At 68.9% G+C, this 15,486-nt stretch carries 12 protein-coding genes; 7 read left to right on the forward strand and 5 right to left on the reverse strand.

The features are described 5' to 3' along the window. Positions 1–9 precede the first annotated feature (9 nt). Entirely contained in the window at positions 10–564 is a 555-nt protein-coding gene (locus ASC98_RS07655) for an NUDIX domain-containing protein (RefSeq protein WP_056810870.1), read from the forward strand. Positions 565–575: 11 nt separating this feature from the next. Then, positions 576–803, forward strand: a complete 228-nt coding sequence (locus ASC98_RS07660) for a sulfurtransferase TusA family protein (RefSeq protein WP_056810873.1) — start codon at positions 576–578, stop codon at positions 801–803. A 5-nt stretch (positions 804–808) separates the two neighbouring features. On the opposite strand, the gene galU is transcribed toward ASC98_RS07660, so the two are convergent. Next, positions 809–1,675, reverse strand: a complete 867-nt coding sequence (gene galU, locus ASC98_RS07665) for a UTP--glucose-1-phosphate uridylyltransferase GalU (protein ID WP_056810876.1) — start codon at positions 1,673–1,675, stop codon at positions 809–811. A gap of 100 nt (positions 1,676–1,775) precedes the next feature. Here galU and ASC98_RS07670 point away from each other — a divergent pair, with 100 nt between their 5' ends. Continuing rightward, positions 1,776–2,753: a D-isomer specific 2-hydroxyacid dehydrogenase family protein gene (locus tag ASC98_RS07670; protein WP_056810879.1), complete on the forward strand. Its 978-nt coding sequence runs from the start codon at positions 1,776–1,778 to the stop codon at positions 2,751–2,753. Here ASC98_RS07670 and ASC98_RS07675 read toward each other — a convergent pair. After that, entirely contained in the window at positions 2,695–5,535 is a 2,841-nt protein-coding gene (locus tag ASC98_RS07675) for a valine--tRNA ligase (protein WP_056810883.1), read from the reverse strand. The two genes, ASC98_RS07670 and ASC98_RS07675, sit on opposite strands and share 59 nt — an antisense overlap. A gap of 111 nt (positions 5,536–5,646) precedes the next feature. Between ASC98_RS07675 and ASC98_RS07680 the strand changes: the two genes are divergently transcribed. The 3 genes from ASC98_RS07680 to ASC98_RS07690 all read left to right on the forward strand — a co-directional run bounded on the left by ASC98_RS07680 (position 5,647) and on the right by ASC98_RS07690 (position 9,120). Continuing rightward, positions 5,647–6,984, forward strand: a complete 1,338-nt coding sequence (locus ASC98_RS07680) for a S41 family peptidase (RefSeq protein ID WP_056810886.1) — start codon at positions 5,647–5,649, stop codon at positions 6,982–6,984. 115 nt (positions 6,985–7,099) lie between these two features. Then, positions 7,100–7,813, forward strand: coding sequence for a response regulator (locus tag ASC98_RS07685; protein ID WP_056810890.1), 714 nt, complete (start codon positions 7,100–7,102; stop codon positions 7,811–7,813). Then, entirely contained in the window at positions 7,813–9,120 is a 1,308-nt protein-coding gene (locus tag ASC98_RS07690) for an ATP-binding protein (protein WP_056810893.1), read from the forward strand. Before ASC98_RS07685 ends, ASC98_RS07690 begins: the two co-directional genes overlap by 1 nt. A 58-nt stretch (positions 9,121–9,178) precedes the next feature. On the opposite strand, the gene ASC98_RS07695 is transcribed toward ASC98_RS07690, so the two are convergent. From ASC98_RS07695 to ASC98_RS07705, 3 genes are all read right to left on the reverse strand, one after another. Then, positions 9,179–10,486, reverse strand: coding sequence for a DUF4397 domain-containing protein (locus ASC98_RS07695; RefSeq protein ID WP_162249321.1), 1,308 nt, complete (start codon positions 10,484–10,486; stop codon positions 9,179–9,181). Positions 10,487–10,656: 170 nt separating this feature from the next. After that, complete coding sequence (locus ASC98_RS07700; protein WP_056810899.1) at positions 10,657–11,634, reverse strand: GMP reductase; 978 nt, start codon at positions 11,632–11,634, stop codon at positions 10,657–10,659. Positions 11,635–11,762: 128 nt separating this feature from the next. Next, the gene (locus ASC98_RS07705; RefSeq protein WP_056810903.1) at positions 11,763–12,899 is read right to left on the reverse strand and encodes an acyltransferase family protein; all 1,137 of its coding nucleotides are present in this window, start codon (positions 12,897–12,899) and stop codon (positions 11,763–11,765) included. Positions 12,900–12,967: 68 nt separating this feature from the next. Here ASC98_RS07705 and ASC98_RS07710 point away from each other — a divergent pair, with 68 nt between their 5' ends. After that, positions 12,968–15,334, forward strand: a complete 2,367-nt coding sequence (locus tag ASC98_RS07710) for a UvrD-helicase domain-containing protein (protein ID WP_056810905.1) — start codon at positions 12,968–12,970, stop codon at positions 15,332–15,334. Positions 15,335–15,486: the final 152 nt, after the last annotated feature.

Below are 15,486 nucleotides of genomic sequence, written 5' to 3' on the forward strand. Positions count from 1 at the left end.
AGTGCACCCATGACCCACGAGACCCGCTTCTGCACGAACTGCGCGACCGGCCTGCAGCCGGTGACGCTCGATGAAGACGGCGGCCCGAAGACCCGGCTGCGCTGCCCGGCCTGCGGCTGGACGCACTGGAACAACCCGACGCCGGTGCTGGCCGCGGTGATCGAGCTGGCCGATCGCGACGGGCAACTGCTGCTGGCCCGCAATGCGGCGTGGCCGGGCCGGTACTTCGGGCTGATCACCGGCTTCATGGAAGCGGGCGAGACGCCGCAGGAGGGCATCGCCCGCGAGGTGATGGAAGAAACCTCGCTCGCGGTCGATCGCCTGCAGATCATCGGCGCCTACGATTTCCAGCGGATGAACCAGGTGATCATCGCGTACCACGCGGTGGCCCGCGGCGAGATCAAGCTGTCGCCGGAACTCGTCGAGTACAAGCTCTTCGCGCCCGAGGCGGTGCAATGCTGGCCGGCCGGGACCGGCTATGCGCTGGCCGACTGGCTGACCGCGCGCGGCATCACGCCGCAATGGCGCGAGCTGATGCCGCGACCGGTCGTCGACCCGAACTGAAAGGACACGCGATGGATGTGCAGAAAGAAGTCGACGCCCGCGGCATGAACTGCCCGCTGCCGATCCTGAAGGCGAAGAAGGCACTGGCCGACATGAACAGCGGCGAGCTGCTGAAGGTGATCGCTACCGACCCGGGGTCGATGCGCGACTTCCAGGCGTTTGCGCGGCAGACCGGCAACGAGCTGGTGCAGCAGCAGGCGGTGAACGAGGAGTTCATCCACCTGCTGCGTCGCCGCTGAGACGTCTAGAACTCGAGGTTCTTCAGGTACTTGCGGAAATCCGCGCCGAGCACCGGGTGCGCCAGCGCCAGTTCCACGTTGGCCTCCAGGAAGCCTTCCTTGCTGCCGCAGTCGTAGCGCCGGCCTTCGTAGCGGTACGCGAACACCTTCTCGCGCCGCAGCAGCCCGGCGATGCCGTCGGTCAGCTGGATCTCGCCGCCGACGCCGCGCTGCTGGTTCGCGATCTCGGTGAACACGCCCGGCGTCAGGATGTAGCGCCCGGCCACGCCGAGCCGCGACGGCGCTTCTTCCGGTGCCGGCTTCTCGACGATGCGCGTGATGTCGATCAACCGGTCGTTGACCGCGCGGCCGTCGACGATGCCGTAGCGCCGGGTCTGCTCCGGCGGCACTTCTTGCACCGCCAGCATCGACACCCGCCATTCGGCGAACTGCTCGACCATCTGCTGCAGCACCGGCGTCTGCCCGACCATCAGGTCGTCGGCCAGCAGCACCGCGAACGGCTCGTTGCCGATCAGCCGCTGCCCGCACAGCACCGCATGGCCCAGGCCCAGCGCCTGCGGCTGGCGCACGTAGACGCACTCCATGTCGTCCGGCTTCACGCTGTGCACGACATCCAGTAACTCTTGCTTACCCGCCTGTTCGAGGGCTACCTCCAACTCGAAGGTCATGTCAAAGTGGTCTTCGATGGGGCGCTTGTGCCGGCCGGTCACGAAGATCATTTCGCGCACGCCGGCCGCATAGGCCTCCTCGACCGCGTATTGGATCAGGGGCTTGTCGACGACCGGCAGCATTTCCTTCGGTTGGGCTTTGGTCGCAGGAAGAAAACGCGTGCCGAGGCCCGCCACCGGAAAGATCGCCTTGTTGACAAACATTTAGTTACAATCCCCTGTGTGAATTAGTCGACAAAAAACCATTGTGTCATGGGCTTTCGGAAGGGCCTGTGACACTCGGGCAGAAGCCTCTCGAAGCCGCATGGACTTGCTGATCATCGAACCGCTGGAAGCAGAAGTCATGCAGTGGCTCGATGCGCGCTATTCGCTGCGGCATGCGCCCGAACTGGCGCGCGACACCCGGGCCTTCCGCCAGGCGCTGTACAACGTGCGGGCGCTGATCCTGCCGCCCACCGTCGCGCTCGATGCGCAGGCGCTGCACTACGCGCCGGTGCTGCGCGCGGTCGGCCGGGTCAGTGCCGGCGCCGAGAACATCGACCTCGACGCCTGCGCGCGCGCCGGCATCGAGGTGGTGCGCAGCCAGACCGCCACCGCGCAGGCCGAGGCCGAGTTCATGATCGGCGCGCTGCTGTCGCTGCTGCGCCGCGTGCCGGTGGTCGGCTCCGACGGCATGCTGGTCGGCCGCGAGCTGGGCGCGTGCACGGTCGGGCTGATCGGCATGCCGCCGGCCGCGAAGGCGATGGCCAGGATGCTGAGCGGCTTCGGCTCGAAGCTCGTCGGCTACGACCCTTCATTGCATGCGAGCGACAGCGTCTGGAACCGCTGGCATGTCGCGCCGCTGGGCTTGCGCGAGCTGCTGGAGCAGGCCGATGCGGTGTGCGTGCAGCTGAACTACTTCAGCCGCTACCACGGCCTGCTCGGCGAGCGCTTCCTGCCGTTCTGCAAGCCGAACCAGGTGATCGTCAGCATCGCGCACTCGGGCCTGTTCGACGAGAAGACGCTGGCCGACGTGCTGACCAGCGGCCGCGTCTCGGCCGTCTGGCTCGACAGCCTGGAGCCGGGCGCCACCGAACCGGGCCGCCCGCTGAGCGGCATGGACACGCTGCAGGTCACGCCGCGCGTGGCGAGCACCACGCGCGAATCGCGGCTGCGCAGTTCGTGGGCGGTGGCCCGGCGGATCGACGAGCTGCTCGCGATCACGCCCGGCGCACCGCGCGAGTTCAGGACGACGGACCCAGGCGTGCCGCTTGATGTCGAACCCGATCCAGCTCTGCCGTGAAGTCCGCGACGCGCTGCTTCTCCTGGTCGACCACCGCCTGAGGCGCACGGGCGACGAAGCTCTCGCTCGACAGCTTGCCCTGGGCCTTCGCGATCTCGGCTGACAGGCGCTTGTCTTCCTTGGCCAGGCGCTCGCGCTCCGCGGCGACGTCGATCTCGACGTGCAGCGCGAGCCGCGACTCGCCCTGCACCGCCACCGGCAGCTGGCCGGTTGCCGCATGGAACGCGGCTTCGTCGTCGAACACCTGCACGGTTTCCAGCTTTGCGAGCGACTGCAGCAGCGGCGCGGCCTCGCGCAGGTAGTCGCTGCCGCCGCAAGCGTACAGCGGCACGCGCTTCGTCAGCTGCATCTCGCTGCGCAGGTTGCGCACCGCACCGACCATGCCCTTGAGCCGCGCCACCCAGGCATCGGCCTGCGGGTCGACGCGTTCGAGCTGCGCCTTGGGGTAGGGCGCCGTCACGATGCTCTGGTCCGAACCCACCGGCTTGCGGCCGGCGATCGGCGCCACGGCCTCCCACAGCTCGGCGGTGATGAACGGCATGATCGGGTGCATCAGGCGCAGCACGGTTTCCAGCGTGCGGATCAGCGTGCGACGCGTCGCGCGCTTGACGGCGTCGTCGCCGTTCTGCATCTGCGCCTTCGCGATCTCGATGTACCAGTCGCAGTACTCGTCCCAGACGAACTGGTAGATCGCGTTGGCCACGTTGTCGATGCGGTAGTCGTCGAAGCCCTGTCCGACCGCCGCTTCCACGCGCTGCAGCTCGCCGGCGATCCAGCGGTCCGCATGCGAGAAGCTCAGGTAGCCGGCGAACTCGCCGCCCGGCGCGCACTGCGCCTTCGTGTGCTCCGCAAGGCCGCAATCCTGCCCCTCGCAGTTCATCAGCACGAACTTGGTCGCGTTCCAGAGCTTGTTGCAGAAGTTGCGGTAGCCCTCGCAGCGCTTGGTGTCGAAGTTGATGTTGCGACCCAGGCTGGCGTACGACGCCATCGTGAAGCGCAGCGCGTCGGCGCCATAGGCCGGCATGCCGTCGGGGAACTCCTTCTTCACGCGCGCCGCCACCTTGGGCGCGGTCTCGGGCTTGCGCAGGCCGACGGTCGACTTCTGCACCAGCGTGGCCAGGTCCCGGCCTTCGATCAGGTCGACCGGGTCGAGCACGTTCCCTTCGGACTTGCTCATCTTCTTGCCTTCGCTGTCGCGCACCATGCCGTGGATGTAGACGGTGCGGAACGGCACGCGGCCGGTGAAGTGCGTGGTCATCATGATCATGCGCGCCACCCAGAAGAAGATGATCTCGTAGCCGGTCACCAGCACGCTGGACGGCAGGAAGAGATCCATCTCCTTGGTCTTCTCGGGCCAGCCGAGCGTCGAGAACGGCACCAGCGCCGACGAGTACCAGGTGTCGAGCACGTCCTCGTCGCGGCGCAGCGTGCCGCTGTAGCCGGCGGCCTCGGCCTTGGCGCGCGCGTCGGCCTCGTTGCAGGCGACGAAGATCTCGCCGCCGCTGCCGTACCAGGCCGGGATCTGGTGGCCCCACCACAGCTGGCGCGAGATGCACCAGTCCTGGATGTTCTTCATCCACTGGTCGTAGGTGTTGACCCAGTTCTCGGGCACGAACCTGACCTCGCCGGACGCCACCGCGTCGACCGCCTTCTGCGCAATCGACTTGCCGTCGGGGCCCGGCTTGCTGACGGCGACGAACCACTGGTCGGTCAGCATCGGCTCGACGATCGCGCCGGTGCGGGCGCAGCGCGGCACCATCAGCTTGTGCTTCTTCACCTCGACCAGCAGGCCGAGCGCTTCCAGGTCGGCGACGACCTTCTTGCGGGCGACGAAGCGGTCGAGGCCGCGGTAGGGCGCGGGCGCGTTGTCGTTGACCTTCGCGTCGAGGTCGAGCACGCCGATCATCGGCAGCTGGTGGCGCAGGCCGACCGCGTAGTCGTTGACGTCATGCGCCGGCGTGACCTTCACGACGCCGGTGCCGAACTCGCGGTCGACGTAGTCGTCGGCGATCACCGGGATCGTGCGGTCGCACAAGGGCAGCGTGACCTGCCGGCCGATCAGCGCCTGGTAGCGCTCGTCGTCGGGGTGCACCATCACCGCGGTGTCGCCGAGCATGGTCTCGGGCCGCGTGGTGGCCACGGTGATCGAGCCCGACCCATCGGCCAGCGGGTACTTGATGTGCCACAGCGAGCCTTCTTCTTCCTCGCTCTCGACCTCCAGGTCGGAGACGGCCGACTTCAGCACCGGGTCCCAGCTCACCAGCCGCTTGCCGCGGTAGATCAGCCCCTGCTCGAACAGCTGCACGAAGGTGTCGGTGACGATCGGCGAGAGCTTCTCGTCCATCGTGAAGTACTCGTGCTGCCAGGCCACCGAGGCGCCCATGCGGCGCATCTGCTGCGTGATGGTCGAGCCCGACTGCTCCTTCCATTCCCACACGCGGGCGACGAAGTTCTTGCGGCCGAGGTCGTGGCGGCTCTGGCCGGCCGCCTCGAGCTGGCGCTCGACGACGATCTGCGTCGCGATGCCGGCATGGTCGGTGCCCGGCACCCACAGCGTGTTGTCGCCCTTCATGCGGTGCCAGCGGGTCAGCGAGTCCATGATGGTCTGGTTGAACGCGTGCCCCATGTGCAGCGTGCCGGTGACGTTGGGCGGCGGCAGCTGGATGCTGAACGACGGCTTGGCGGCGTCCAGCGTGGGTTCGTAGACGCCGGCCTGCTCCCACAGCGGTGCCCAGCGGGCTTCGATGGCGGCAGGTTCGAACGATTTGGCGAGCTCGGTCATGGTGGGGTCGGGTCGGATCCGCAGGCAGGGCAGGGGGAAGGCGGAATTGTAGGCGGGCCCCCCGTGCTGCTATGGTGGCGGATCACGCCGATCCTGGAACGGGAGCCCCCCATGCGACGACTGCCCACGAAGCTGTTCGCGTCCGCCACGCTGGCGCTGCTGACCGTGCTGGCCGGCTGCGGCGGCAGCGACGACGGCCTGCCGCGCAACGGCGGCGCCCCGAGCTGCGACCTCGGCACCCAGAAGAGCTGGCTGCGCGGCTACATGGCCGACTGGTACTACTGGAGCGGCAGCTCGCCGAACCCCGAGCCCGGTCCCTACGCGAGCGTGCCGGACTACTTCGATGCGCTGCTGTTCACCGGCGCCGCGCCGGTGCCGGCCGACCGCTGGAGCTACATCGAGAGCAGCGCGTCGTACAACCAGTTCTTCGGTGCCGGGCGCACGCTCGGCTACGGTGTCTCGGTCAACGGGCTGGAGCTCCAGCTGCCGCTGAAGGTGCGGTATGTCGAGCCGCTGTCGCCGGCCGCCGCGGCCGGGCTGGCGCGCGGCGACACGATCAACTCGGTCAATGGCCGAAGCGCCGCCGAACTGGTCGCGGCCGACGATTTCTCGATGCTGACGCCCGCACAGGCCGGCGACGTGCTGACCCTCGTCATCGATGCCGCCGGCGGCCCGAAGACCGTCACGCTGACGGCGGGCACCTATGCGCTGACGCCGGTGCCGACGACGCGGCTGCTGACGCTGTCGAGCGGCGCGAAGGCCGGCTACCTCGTGCTGAAGGACTTCATCACGCAGGCCGAGCAGCCGTTGGACGATGCATTCACGCAGTTCCGCGCCGCCGGCGCGACCGAGCTGATCCTCGACCTGCGCTACAACGGCGGCGGCCGCGTCTCGACCGCCGCGCTGCTGGGCACCGAGGTGGTCGGCTCGGCGCGGCTCGACCAGGTGTTCGCGCGCCTGACCTTCAACGCCCGCCAGTCGGCATCGAACGGCCGCTATGTGTTCGGCTCGGTGCCGGGCGCCGCGTTCGGCCGCATCGTCGTGCTGACCGGCGCGCGCACCTGCTCGGCCAGCGAGCTGGTGATCAACGGGCTGAAGCCCTATGCCACCGTCGTGACGATCGGCGACGCCACCTGCGGCAAACCGGTCGGCTTCCAGCCGCGCGAATCGTGCGGCAACACCTACAGCGCGGTCAACTTCGAGAGCACCAATGCGCTCGGCGAAGGGGGCTACTACGACGGGATCGCGCCGACCTGCAGCGCGGCCGACACCTTCACCGGTGTGCTCGGCGATCCGGCGGAGGCGTTGACCGGGGCGGCCGTCGCCTACCTGCAGAGCGGAAGCTGTCCGGTGGCCCGGGCGTCTGAACGCGAGCGTTCAGCGCGGTTCACGCAACGGGCGGCGCAGCGCGCGGAACCGGGTGAGCGAAGCGGGATGTGGGCGGACTGAGCTTTCCCGGCTGGGCATCCGGCGGCGACCGGGGGGATGTCATTGACATGATTCGACATGCGAAGACACGCGCCAGAAGCAAGCCGGCAACCCGGTCTCACTAAGCTGAGCGCCCATGAGCAAGCCCTACCACCTCTACGTCGTCGAGGACGACAACCCGCTGCGCACGATGCTGTGCGACTACCTGGAGAAGCAGGGCCTGGTCGTCACCGGCATGGCCACCGCCGAAGACCTGCTGCGGCGCATCCACCGGCTGCGGCCCGACCTGGTGGTGCTCGACGTCAGCCTGCCCGGCATGAGCGGGCTGCAGGCCTGCCAGAAGCTGCGCTCCGAAGGCGACCGCGTGCCGATCATCATCCTGACCGCGCGCAGCGAAGAGATCGACCGCGTGCTGGGGCTGGAAATGGGTGCCGACGATTTCCTCGGCAAGCCGTTCTCGGCGCGCGAGCTGCTGGCGCGGGTGCATGCGGTGCTGCGGCGCGCGATCGTGCCGCCGGGGTTGTCGCAGATGAACCAGGCGCCGGTCAAGTTCGGCGGCAGCGTGTTCGACGTCAGCGCGCGCTGCCTGTTCCGCAACGGCGCCACCCGCGTGCTGAGCACCGTCGAGTTCTCGGTGCTGGCCGAGCTGGTGGCCAACCCGGGCGTCGCGGTGTCGCGCGAGCGGCTGCTGGCGGTTTCGCACTCGCGCAGCGAGTCGCTGCTGCTGCGCGCGATCGACGTCACCGTGATGCGGCTGCGCAAGCTTGTCGAATCCGATCCCGGCACCCCGCGCTTCATCCAGACGGTGCGCGGCCACGGCTACATGTTCGTGCCTGAAACCTCGCGCTGATGCACTGGCTGCCCCGCTCGCTGGCCGGCCGCGTCACCTGGCTGGTGGGGCTGATCAGCGTCGCGTCGCTGATCGCGCAACTGCTGCTGCTGCGCGCGCTGCTGTTCGAGCCGTTCAGCGAGGGCATGCTGGTCGCGGTGGTCGGCGAGGCGCACCAGGCGCAGCAGAACCTGCTGACGACGCCGCCCGACGAGCGTGACCGGGTCGCCGTCGAGCTGTCGTACGGCCCGTTCTGGGTCGGCCGCAGCGGTGCGCCGGACGGCGGGGCCGACATCGTCGGGCCGCTGCGCCGGCCGTCGATCGAGCTGCCCAGCGGATTGCAGGACATCGTCACCCGATCGCTCGGCCATGACGCGGTGCTCGACATCAGCGACCGCAACGGGCTGGTGCTGCGCATCGAGGCCGACATCGACGGCGAGCGCTGGAATTTCGTGCACCGCCATGCATCGCCGCGCAACGCGCCGACGATCACCTTGCTGGCGCTGCTGGCGCTGTTGTTCGGCACCGCGGCGCTGAGCCTGTGGATCGGCTTCCGCGTGATCGCGCTGCCGCTGAAGCGCCTGGCGCACGAGATCGCGACCCGGCGCGGCGCGCTGCGGGCGATCGAACTGCAGCCTGGCGCGAGCGACGAGCTGCAGCAGATCGCGCGCGCGTTCAACTCGCTGGCGCGCAGCCTCGACGAGGCCGATCGCACGCGCGGCCAGCTGCTGGCCGGCGTGTCGCACGACCTGCGCACGCCGCTGTCGCGGCTGCGGCTGCGCATCGAGACGCAGTGCGACGAATCGGTGGGCGACGCGCTGCTGCACGACCTGGGCTCGGTGCAGCGCATCGTCGACCAGTTCCTCGCCTACGTGCAGGGCGGTGCCGACATCCAGCTCGGCCGCCTGCAGCCGCTGTGGGACACCGGCCGCGCGGTGGTCGCGATGTACGCCGACCCCGGCGTCACCTTGCGCGGCGATGGCGTCGACGAACTGCTGCCCGACATCGCGGTGCAGCGCCTGCTGAGCAACCTGATCGACAACGCGCTGGCCTACGGGGTGCGGCCGGTGACGGTCGACCTGTGCCGCTGCGAAGGCGGCGTGTCGATCGCGGTGTTCGACCACGGCCCCGGCCTGAACGCCGCCGAATTCGCCCAGGCGCTGCAGCCCTTCGTGCGGCTGGACCGCCAGCGCAGTTCGCTCGGCCATTGCGGCCTGGGCCTGGCGATCGTGTCGCAGATCGCGCGCCAGCTCGGCGGGACGCTGAGCCTGGCGCGGGCGCCCGACGGGGCGTTCGGCATCGCGTTGACGCTGAAGATCGCCGCCTAGCGCTCACCCCGCAGGCCGAGCGCCGCGTCGCCCGACGTGCTCGTCGGGCGAGGGGTTGTCATCTGTCCAGCCGCAGCACCGCAGAAGGCGTCGCCGCATCCCCCAGCATGAACAGCGTATAGACCCCCGGCGTCAACAGCGCGACGTTCGCGGCGTACAGCGCGCTCGACGAGGTGGCTGAATCAACCTCCAGCGGCGTCGGGCTGGCCGTCGTGCTGCCGATCACCTGCGTCGATTCGGCGGCGGCACCGAACGCGATGTTCGAGCTCTTCGTCAGCACGCCGTTGTTGGCCTGCAGTGTCAGCGTCGAATTCAGCCCGTTGACGCCGTTGACCAGCCGCAGCTTCACATACCCGCTGGTCAGCGCCGGGCTGTTGTCGTCGCTGATCAGCGAGACCTGCGGTGCCGCAGCGGTGCCCAGCACCAGCAGCGTCAGGTCGGCACCCGGTGCGGCGGTCAGGCCGGTCGGGCTCACGTCGGTGCCGTTGATCGACACGCTGGCGGTCAGCGCACCGGCCGGTACCTGCAGGTAGGTGCCGATCGCCGGCGGCTTGCCGGTCGACACCGTGCCGCTGGACAGGGCGATGCCGTTGACGGTTGCCGCCACCGTGCCCGAGGCCGCCGCGCCCGCGACCAGCCGTACGCGTGCGTAGCCGTTGACCTGGGCCTGCAGCGGACCTTGCTGGTTCAGCAGCAGCCCGTTGACCAGCACGCCGCCCGGCGTCGAGGTCAGCACCAGCGTCAGGATCTGCTGGTCGGTCAGCACGACCGTCGGGATGTCGAGCCGCACGTCGGTCTTGTCGCCGGCGGCGGTCACGCGGATCCGGTAGGTGCCGGCGGTGATCTCGCCATAGGTCGAGAAGCGTTCGCCGCCGACCGTCAGCGCGTTCGCGGTCGCGTTGGTGAGCGAGTCGGTCGGCGCGGTGACGTAGATGTCGACATTGCCGGCTTCGTACGAGGTGTTGAAGACGCGGAACTTCGCGGTGCCGGAGGTCGGCGCCGCTTCGTTGTCGGTCAGGTAGCGGGTGCGCAGGCTGCTGGCGGTGGTGTAGGCGACCAGCGTGTTGTGCACGCCGTCGCTGACCGACTGCGCCGCTGCAGCGACCGCGGTGCTGGAGCCGGCCGGCTTCAGGTAGAAGGTGTACGAGCCCGCGCCGATGGTCGCGTAGTCGCCGACGGCGTTGCTCGCGACCGCCGCGCTGGCCTTCACGTCGTTGTCGTACAGGTCCAGCGACGCGTAGCTGGCGGTGGCATTGACGAGGCGGACATAGCCCGGGCCGTCGTCGCTGCTGCCGCCGCAGCCGGTCAACAGGAGGGGCGCGGCCACCACGGCCGCGAGCAGGGGCGCGAACAATCTCAGCTTCACAATGTTTCCTTTGGATCGAGGGGGACGATGGCGTCGCGCCCGCAGTCGCGGGCGTGGCGCTGTCGCACCGGTCGATTCAAACGAAACCGTGTTGCGCGCAGGTTGCGTCTTCGTGGGGCCGGGTGTCGCCGGGTGTCGGGGTTGACACACGGCGCTCGCCGGCCTTCGTGCTACATGAGCAGATGTTCCCCCGCGTTGTCCCCACCCAGGATCACGTAGTTCACCTTGCGGATGTCGTTCAGCCGCGTGCCGCCGGCGTAGCTGATCGAGCTCTGCACGTCCTCGCGCATCTCGCGCAGCGTGTCGGCCAGCCTGCCCTTCACCGGCTCGAGGATGCGCTTGCCTTCGACGTGCTTGTACTCGCCCTTGTTGAAGTCGCTGGCCGAGCCGTAGTACTCCTTGAAGACCTTGCCGTCGACCTCGACCGTCTTGCCGGGCGACTCCTCATGGCCGGCGAACAGCGAGCCGATCATCACCATCGCGGCGCCGAAGCGCACGCTTTTCGCGATGTCGCCATGGTCGCGGATGCCGCCGTCGGCAATGATCGGCTTGGTCGCCACGCGGGCACACCACTTCAGCGCGCTCAGCTGCCAGCCGCCGGTGCCGAAGCCGGTCTTCAGCCGCGTGATGCAGACCTTGCCCGGGCCGATGCCGACCTTGGTCGCATCGGCGCCCCAGTTTTCCAGGTCGATCACCGCCTCGGGCGTGCCGACGTTGCCGGCGATGATGAAGGTGGCCGGCAGGCGCTGGCGGATGTGGTCGATCATCTTGCGCACGCTCTCGGCATGGCCGTGCGCGATGTCGATCGTGATGTAGTCGGCGCCGACGCCCTCGGCCGCGAGCCGGTCGATCACCGCGTAGTCGTCGGGCTTGACGCCCGAGCTGATCGAGACGAACAGGCCGCGGTCGCGCATGCGCTTCGCATACGCCACGGTGTCGAGGTCGAAGCGGTGCATCACGTAGAAGTAGCCGTTGGCGGCCAGCCACTGCGTGATCGGTTCGTCGACCACCGTCTTCATGTTGGCCGGCACCACCGGCAGCTTGAAGCTGCGGCCGCCGAGTTCGGTCGATGCGTCGCATTCGGCGCGGCTCTCGACGCGGCACTTGCGCGGCAGCAACAGGACGTTGTCGTAGTCGAAGATTTCCATGGTCAGGCTCCAAAGGGTGATGAAGAGCGCTTGACTTGGAACCCGGCCGGCCGGCGGAAGGCCTCGAAGCAATGCGAGGGCGCCGAAACGAAAAACCGGGCGCCAAAATTTGGGCCCGGTGACGAATTCTACGCGGCGGGGCTTGCCCCCTCGGCCGGTCCTGTTTCTGTGGTCGCGGCCGCCGCGGGCGGGCGGGATTTGCCGATGAACTGCGGCACGAACCGGTTCAGCAGCGCCACCAGCGGCACGCACGCCACCAGCGACGCCGCGCTGATCGCCGCGGCATACGCGGCGACCGCCAGCGGCGTGTCGGCCAGCGGGATGCTCTCGGCCAGTTTCGGGTTGAAGAAGTGGAAGAAAACGCCGTTCAGGCCCATCAGCGGCAGGCTGTTGCGGCCGATCCAGGCCGCCGCCCGCGTGGCCGGCAGCAGCATCGCGAGGCCGATCACCGCCAGCGTGCCGGCCAGCGCGCTGAACGCGAAGCCGAGCGCATCGCCGTGCTGGGCCGCCGCCATCATCACCGCCTGCGCATCGTGCGGATGGTTCAACCGGTAGGTCGCGAGCAGCGCGCTGCTGCAGGCCAGCGTCACCACCAGCGCGATGCCGCGGTGCGTGGCGAGCTGCTGCAGGAAGGGCCGCAGCACCTGGCCGATCGTGTAGAAGCCGAGTGCGACGATCGCCTCGCGCACGAACCAGACGCGGCTGACCTGCGCGACCCAGCCCTCCAGCGCACCGCCGTGGTTGCACAGGAACACGCCACCGACGATGCAGGCGGCCGCGAAGGCGAGCCGTGCCGCCACTTGCTGCAAGCGCGGCAGCAGCACCAGCGCCATTGCCTCGCAGACGAACATGCAGACGAGGAACCAGGTCACCCAGTTCAGCTCCGGCATGCCGCGCAGGTAGGCCGCGCCGAGCGGCTGCGCGTAGTACCACCACGCGAAGTGGTGCTTGACCGCGCTCAGCGACCACAGCGGCAGCAGCAGCAGCCCGAAGAACAGCACCGGCAGCAGGCGCAGCCGCGCGAGCGTGCGCAGCCGCGGCAGCAGTGCGGCCACCGGGTGGAAGAACAACCCGGCCAGCACGAAGAACAGCGGCATGTGGAACGCGTAGATCAGCCGCAGCTGGTCGATCGCCGACGCGTTGTCGCCGCCGGCGCGGCTTTGCACCACATGGCCGTAGAACATCAGCACGATGCCCAGGGCCTTGGCGGTGTCGACCCAGGGCAGGCGACGCGACGCGCGCTGCGGGGCGAAGCCAGGATCCATCTCGGCCCTCCGACCAAAGCGCCATCGTAGGAAACGGGCTTGCCGGCGTCCATCCCTACAATCGACGGATGCATGACGACGGCTCCAGCGAGCACTTCTCTTCGCCACAGCGCGACCCCGGCGCCGACGGCCGCCTCCTCGACAACCTGAACCCCGAGCAGCTCGCCGCGGTGACGCTGCCGGCCCGGCCGGCGCTGATCCTGGCCGGTGCCGGTTCCGGCAAGACGCGCGTGCTGACCACCCGCATCGCATGGCTGCTGCAGACCGGCCAGCTGACGCCCGGCGGCGTGATGGCGGTCACCTTCACGAACAAGGCCGCCAAGGAAATGCTGACGCGCCTCGGTGCGATGCTGCCGGTGCCGGTGCGCGGCATGTGGATCGGCACCTTCCACGGGCTGTGCAACCGCTTCCTGCGCGCGCACTGGAAACTTGCCGGGCTGCCGCAGGGCTTCCAGATCCTCGACTCGGCCGACCAGCTGTCGGCGGTCAAACGGGTCATCAAGTCGATGAACCTCGACGAAGAGCGCTTCGTTCCGAAGCAGGTCACCTGGTTCATCGCCGGCGCCAAGGAAGAAGGTCGCCGGCCGAAGGACGTCGAGCAGCGCGACGAGCAGGAGCGCACGCTGGTGCGGGTGTACGAGGCCTACGAGGCGCAGTGCCAGCGCGAGGGCGTGGTCGATTTCGCGGAACTGATGCTGCGCACCTACGAGCTGATGCGCGACAACGCCGCGCTGCGCGAGCACTACCAGCGGCGCTTCCGGCACATCCTGGTCGACGAGTTCCAGGACACCAACAAGCTGCAGTACGCCTGGCTGAAGATGTTCGCCGGCCCGCACACCGCGGTGCTGGCGGTCGGCGACGACGACCAGAGCATCTATGCGTTCCGCGGCGCGCAGGTCGGCAACATGGCCGATTTCGAGCGCGAATTCCATGTCGAGCAGGTGATCAAGCTGGAGCGCAACTACCGCTCGTTCGGCAACATCCTCGATGCGGCCAACGAGCTGATCTCGCGCAACTCGCGGCGGCTCGGCAAGAACCTGCGCACCGAGGCGGGCCCGGGCGAGCCGGTGCGCGTCTACGAAGCCACCAGCGATTTCGCCGAGGCGCAGTGGTTCGTCGACGAAGCGCGGCAACTGCACCGCGACGGCATCGCGCGCCGCGACATCGCGATCCTGTACCGCAGCAATGCGCAGAGCCGGGTCATCGAGAGCGCGCTCTTCAACGCCGCGATCCCGTACAAGGTGTACGGCGGCCTGCGCTTCTTCGAGCGCGCCGAGGTCAAGCATGCGCTGAGCTACCTGCGGCTGATCGAGAACGCGAACGACGACACCAGCTTCCTGCGCGTCGTCAACTTCCCGACGCGCGGCATCGGCGCGCGCTCGATCGAGCAGCTGCAGGATGCGGCGCGCCAGAGCGGGCGCAGCCTGTACCAGAGCGTCGGCGCGTTGAGCGGCAAGGCGGGCGGCAATCTGCAGGCCTTCACGGCGCTGGTCGACGCGATGCGCGAGGCCACGCGCGGGCAGACGCTGCGCGAGATCATCGAGCACATGCTGCATGCGTCGGGCCTGGTCGATTTCTACAAGACCGACAAGGAAGGCAAGGACCGGCTCGAGAACCTGGACGAACTCGTCAACGCGGCCGAGGCCTTCGTCACGCAGGAAGGCTTCGGCAAGAACGCGGTGGCGCTGCCGGTGGACGAGCATGGCGGCGCCGAGACGATCGCCGCGCTCGAGCAGACGCCCGACGCCGAGACCGGCGAGATCATGTCGCCGCTGGCCGCCTTCCTGACGCATGCGTCGCTGGAGGCCGGCGACAACCAGGCGCAGGCCGGCCAGGACGCGCTGCAGCTGATGACGGTGCACTCGGCCAAGGGGCTGGAGTTCGACGCGGTCTTCATCACCGGGCTGGAGGAGGGGCTGTTCCCGCACGAGAACAGCGTGTCCGACCTCGACGGGCTGGAAGAAGAACGGCGGCTGATGTACGTCGCGATCACGCGGGCGCGCAAGCGGCTGTACCTGAGCTTCAGCCAGACGCGCATGCTGCACGGGCAGACGCGCTACAACGTCAAGAGCCGCTTCTTCGACGAGCTGCCCGAGGCGGCGCTGAAGTGGATCACGCCGCGCAACCAGGGCTTCGGCTCGGGCTATGCGCGCGAGTACCAGGCGGCCTGGGCCCGCGGCTCGGGACTGAACTCGATCGTCGGTGCCGGGCGGGTCGAGCCGCGGCCGTCATCGGTGGTGCAGCCCGGGGGCCCGAAGACCACCGCGAGCCACGGCCTGCGCACCGGCCAGAGCGTGTTCCACACCAAGTTCGGCGAGGGCGTGATCGTCACGCTCGAAGGCGCCGGCGACGATGCGCGCGCGCAGATCAACTTCGGCCGGCACGGCATGAAGTGGCTGGCCTTGTCGGTGGCGAAGCTGACGCCGGTGAACTGAAAACGCCGGCTCATGGTGAACCCGCAGGCGGCTGCCGGCCCCTTGCGCCGGCGGTCGTCGCATCACTCGGGTTCTACCCGCGATGCTGCCGCCGCGTCTGTCCTGGTAGCGCTTTCACGAATCCGCAGCCGGGGGCGCCGGCATAAGCCTCT

The sequence above is a fragment of the Rhizobacter sp. Root1238 genome (genome assembly GCF_001425825.1).
In the GTDB taxonomy this organism is placed as follows: Bacteria; Pseudomonadota; Gammaproteobacteria; order Burkholderiales; family Burkholderiaceae_C; genus Rhizobacter.

Coding starts and splice junctions, on each gene's coding strand:
- ASC98_RS07700 (WP_056810899.1), bottom strand. CDS start 11,634: ATGGAAATCTTCGACTACGACAACGTCCTGTTGCTGCCGCGCAAGTGC.
- ASC98_RS07685 (WP_056810890.1), top strand. CDS start 7,100: ATGAGCAAGCCCTACCACCTCTACGTCGTCGAGGACGACAACCCGCTG.
- ASC98_RS07675 (WP_056810883.1), bottom strand. CDS start 5,535: ATGACCGAGCTCGCCAAATCGTTCGAACCTGCCGCCATCGAAGCCCGC.
- galU (WP_056810876.1), bottom strand. CDS start 1,675: ATGTTTGTCAACAAGGCGATCTTTCCGGTGGCGGGCCTCGGCACGCGT.
- ASC98_RS07660 (WP_056810873.1), top strand. CDS start 576: ATGGATGTGCAGAAAGAAGTCGACGCCCGCGGCATGAACTGCCCGCTG.
- ASC98_RS07710 (WP_056810905.1), top strand. CDS start 12,968: ATGCATGACGACGGCTCCAGCGAGCACTTCTCTTCGCCACAGCGCGAC.
- ASC98_RS07680 (WP_056810886.1), top strand. CDS start 5,647: ATGCGACGACTGCCCACGAAGCTGTTCGCGTCCGCCACGCTGGCGCTG.
- ASC98_RS07655 (WP_056810870.1), top strand. CDS start 10: ATGACCCACGAGACCCGCTTCTGCACGAACTGCGCGACCGGCCTGCAG.
- ASC98_RS07690 (WP_056810893.1), top strand. CDS start 7,813: ATGCACTGGCTGCCCCGCTCGCTGGCCGGCCGCGTCACCTGGCTGGTG.
- ASC98_RS07670 (WP_056810879.1), top strand. CDS start 1,776: ATGGACTTGCTGATCATCGAACCGCTGGAAGCAGAAGTCATGCAGTGG.
- ASC98_RS07705 (WP_056810903.1), bottom strand. CDS start 12,899: ATGGATCCTGGCTTCGCCCCGCAGCGCGCGTCGCGTCGCCTGCCCTGG.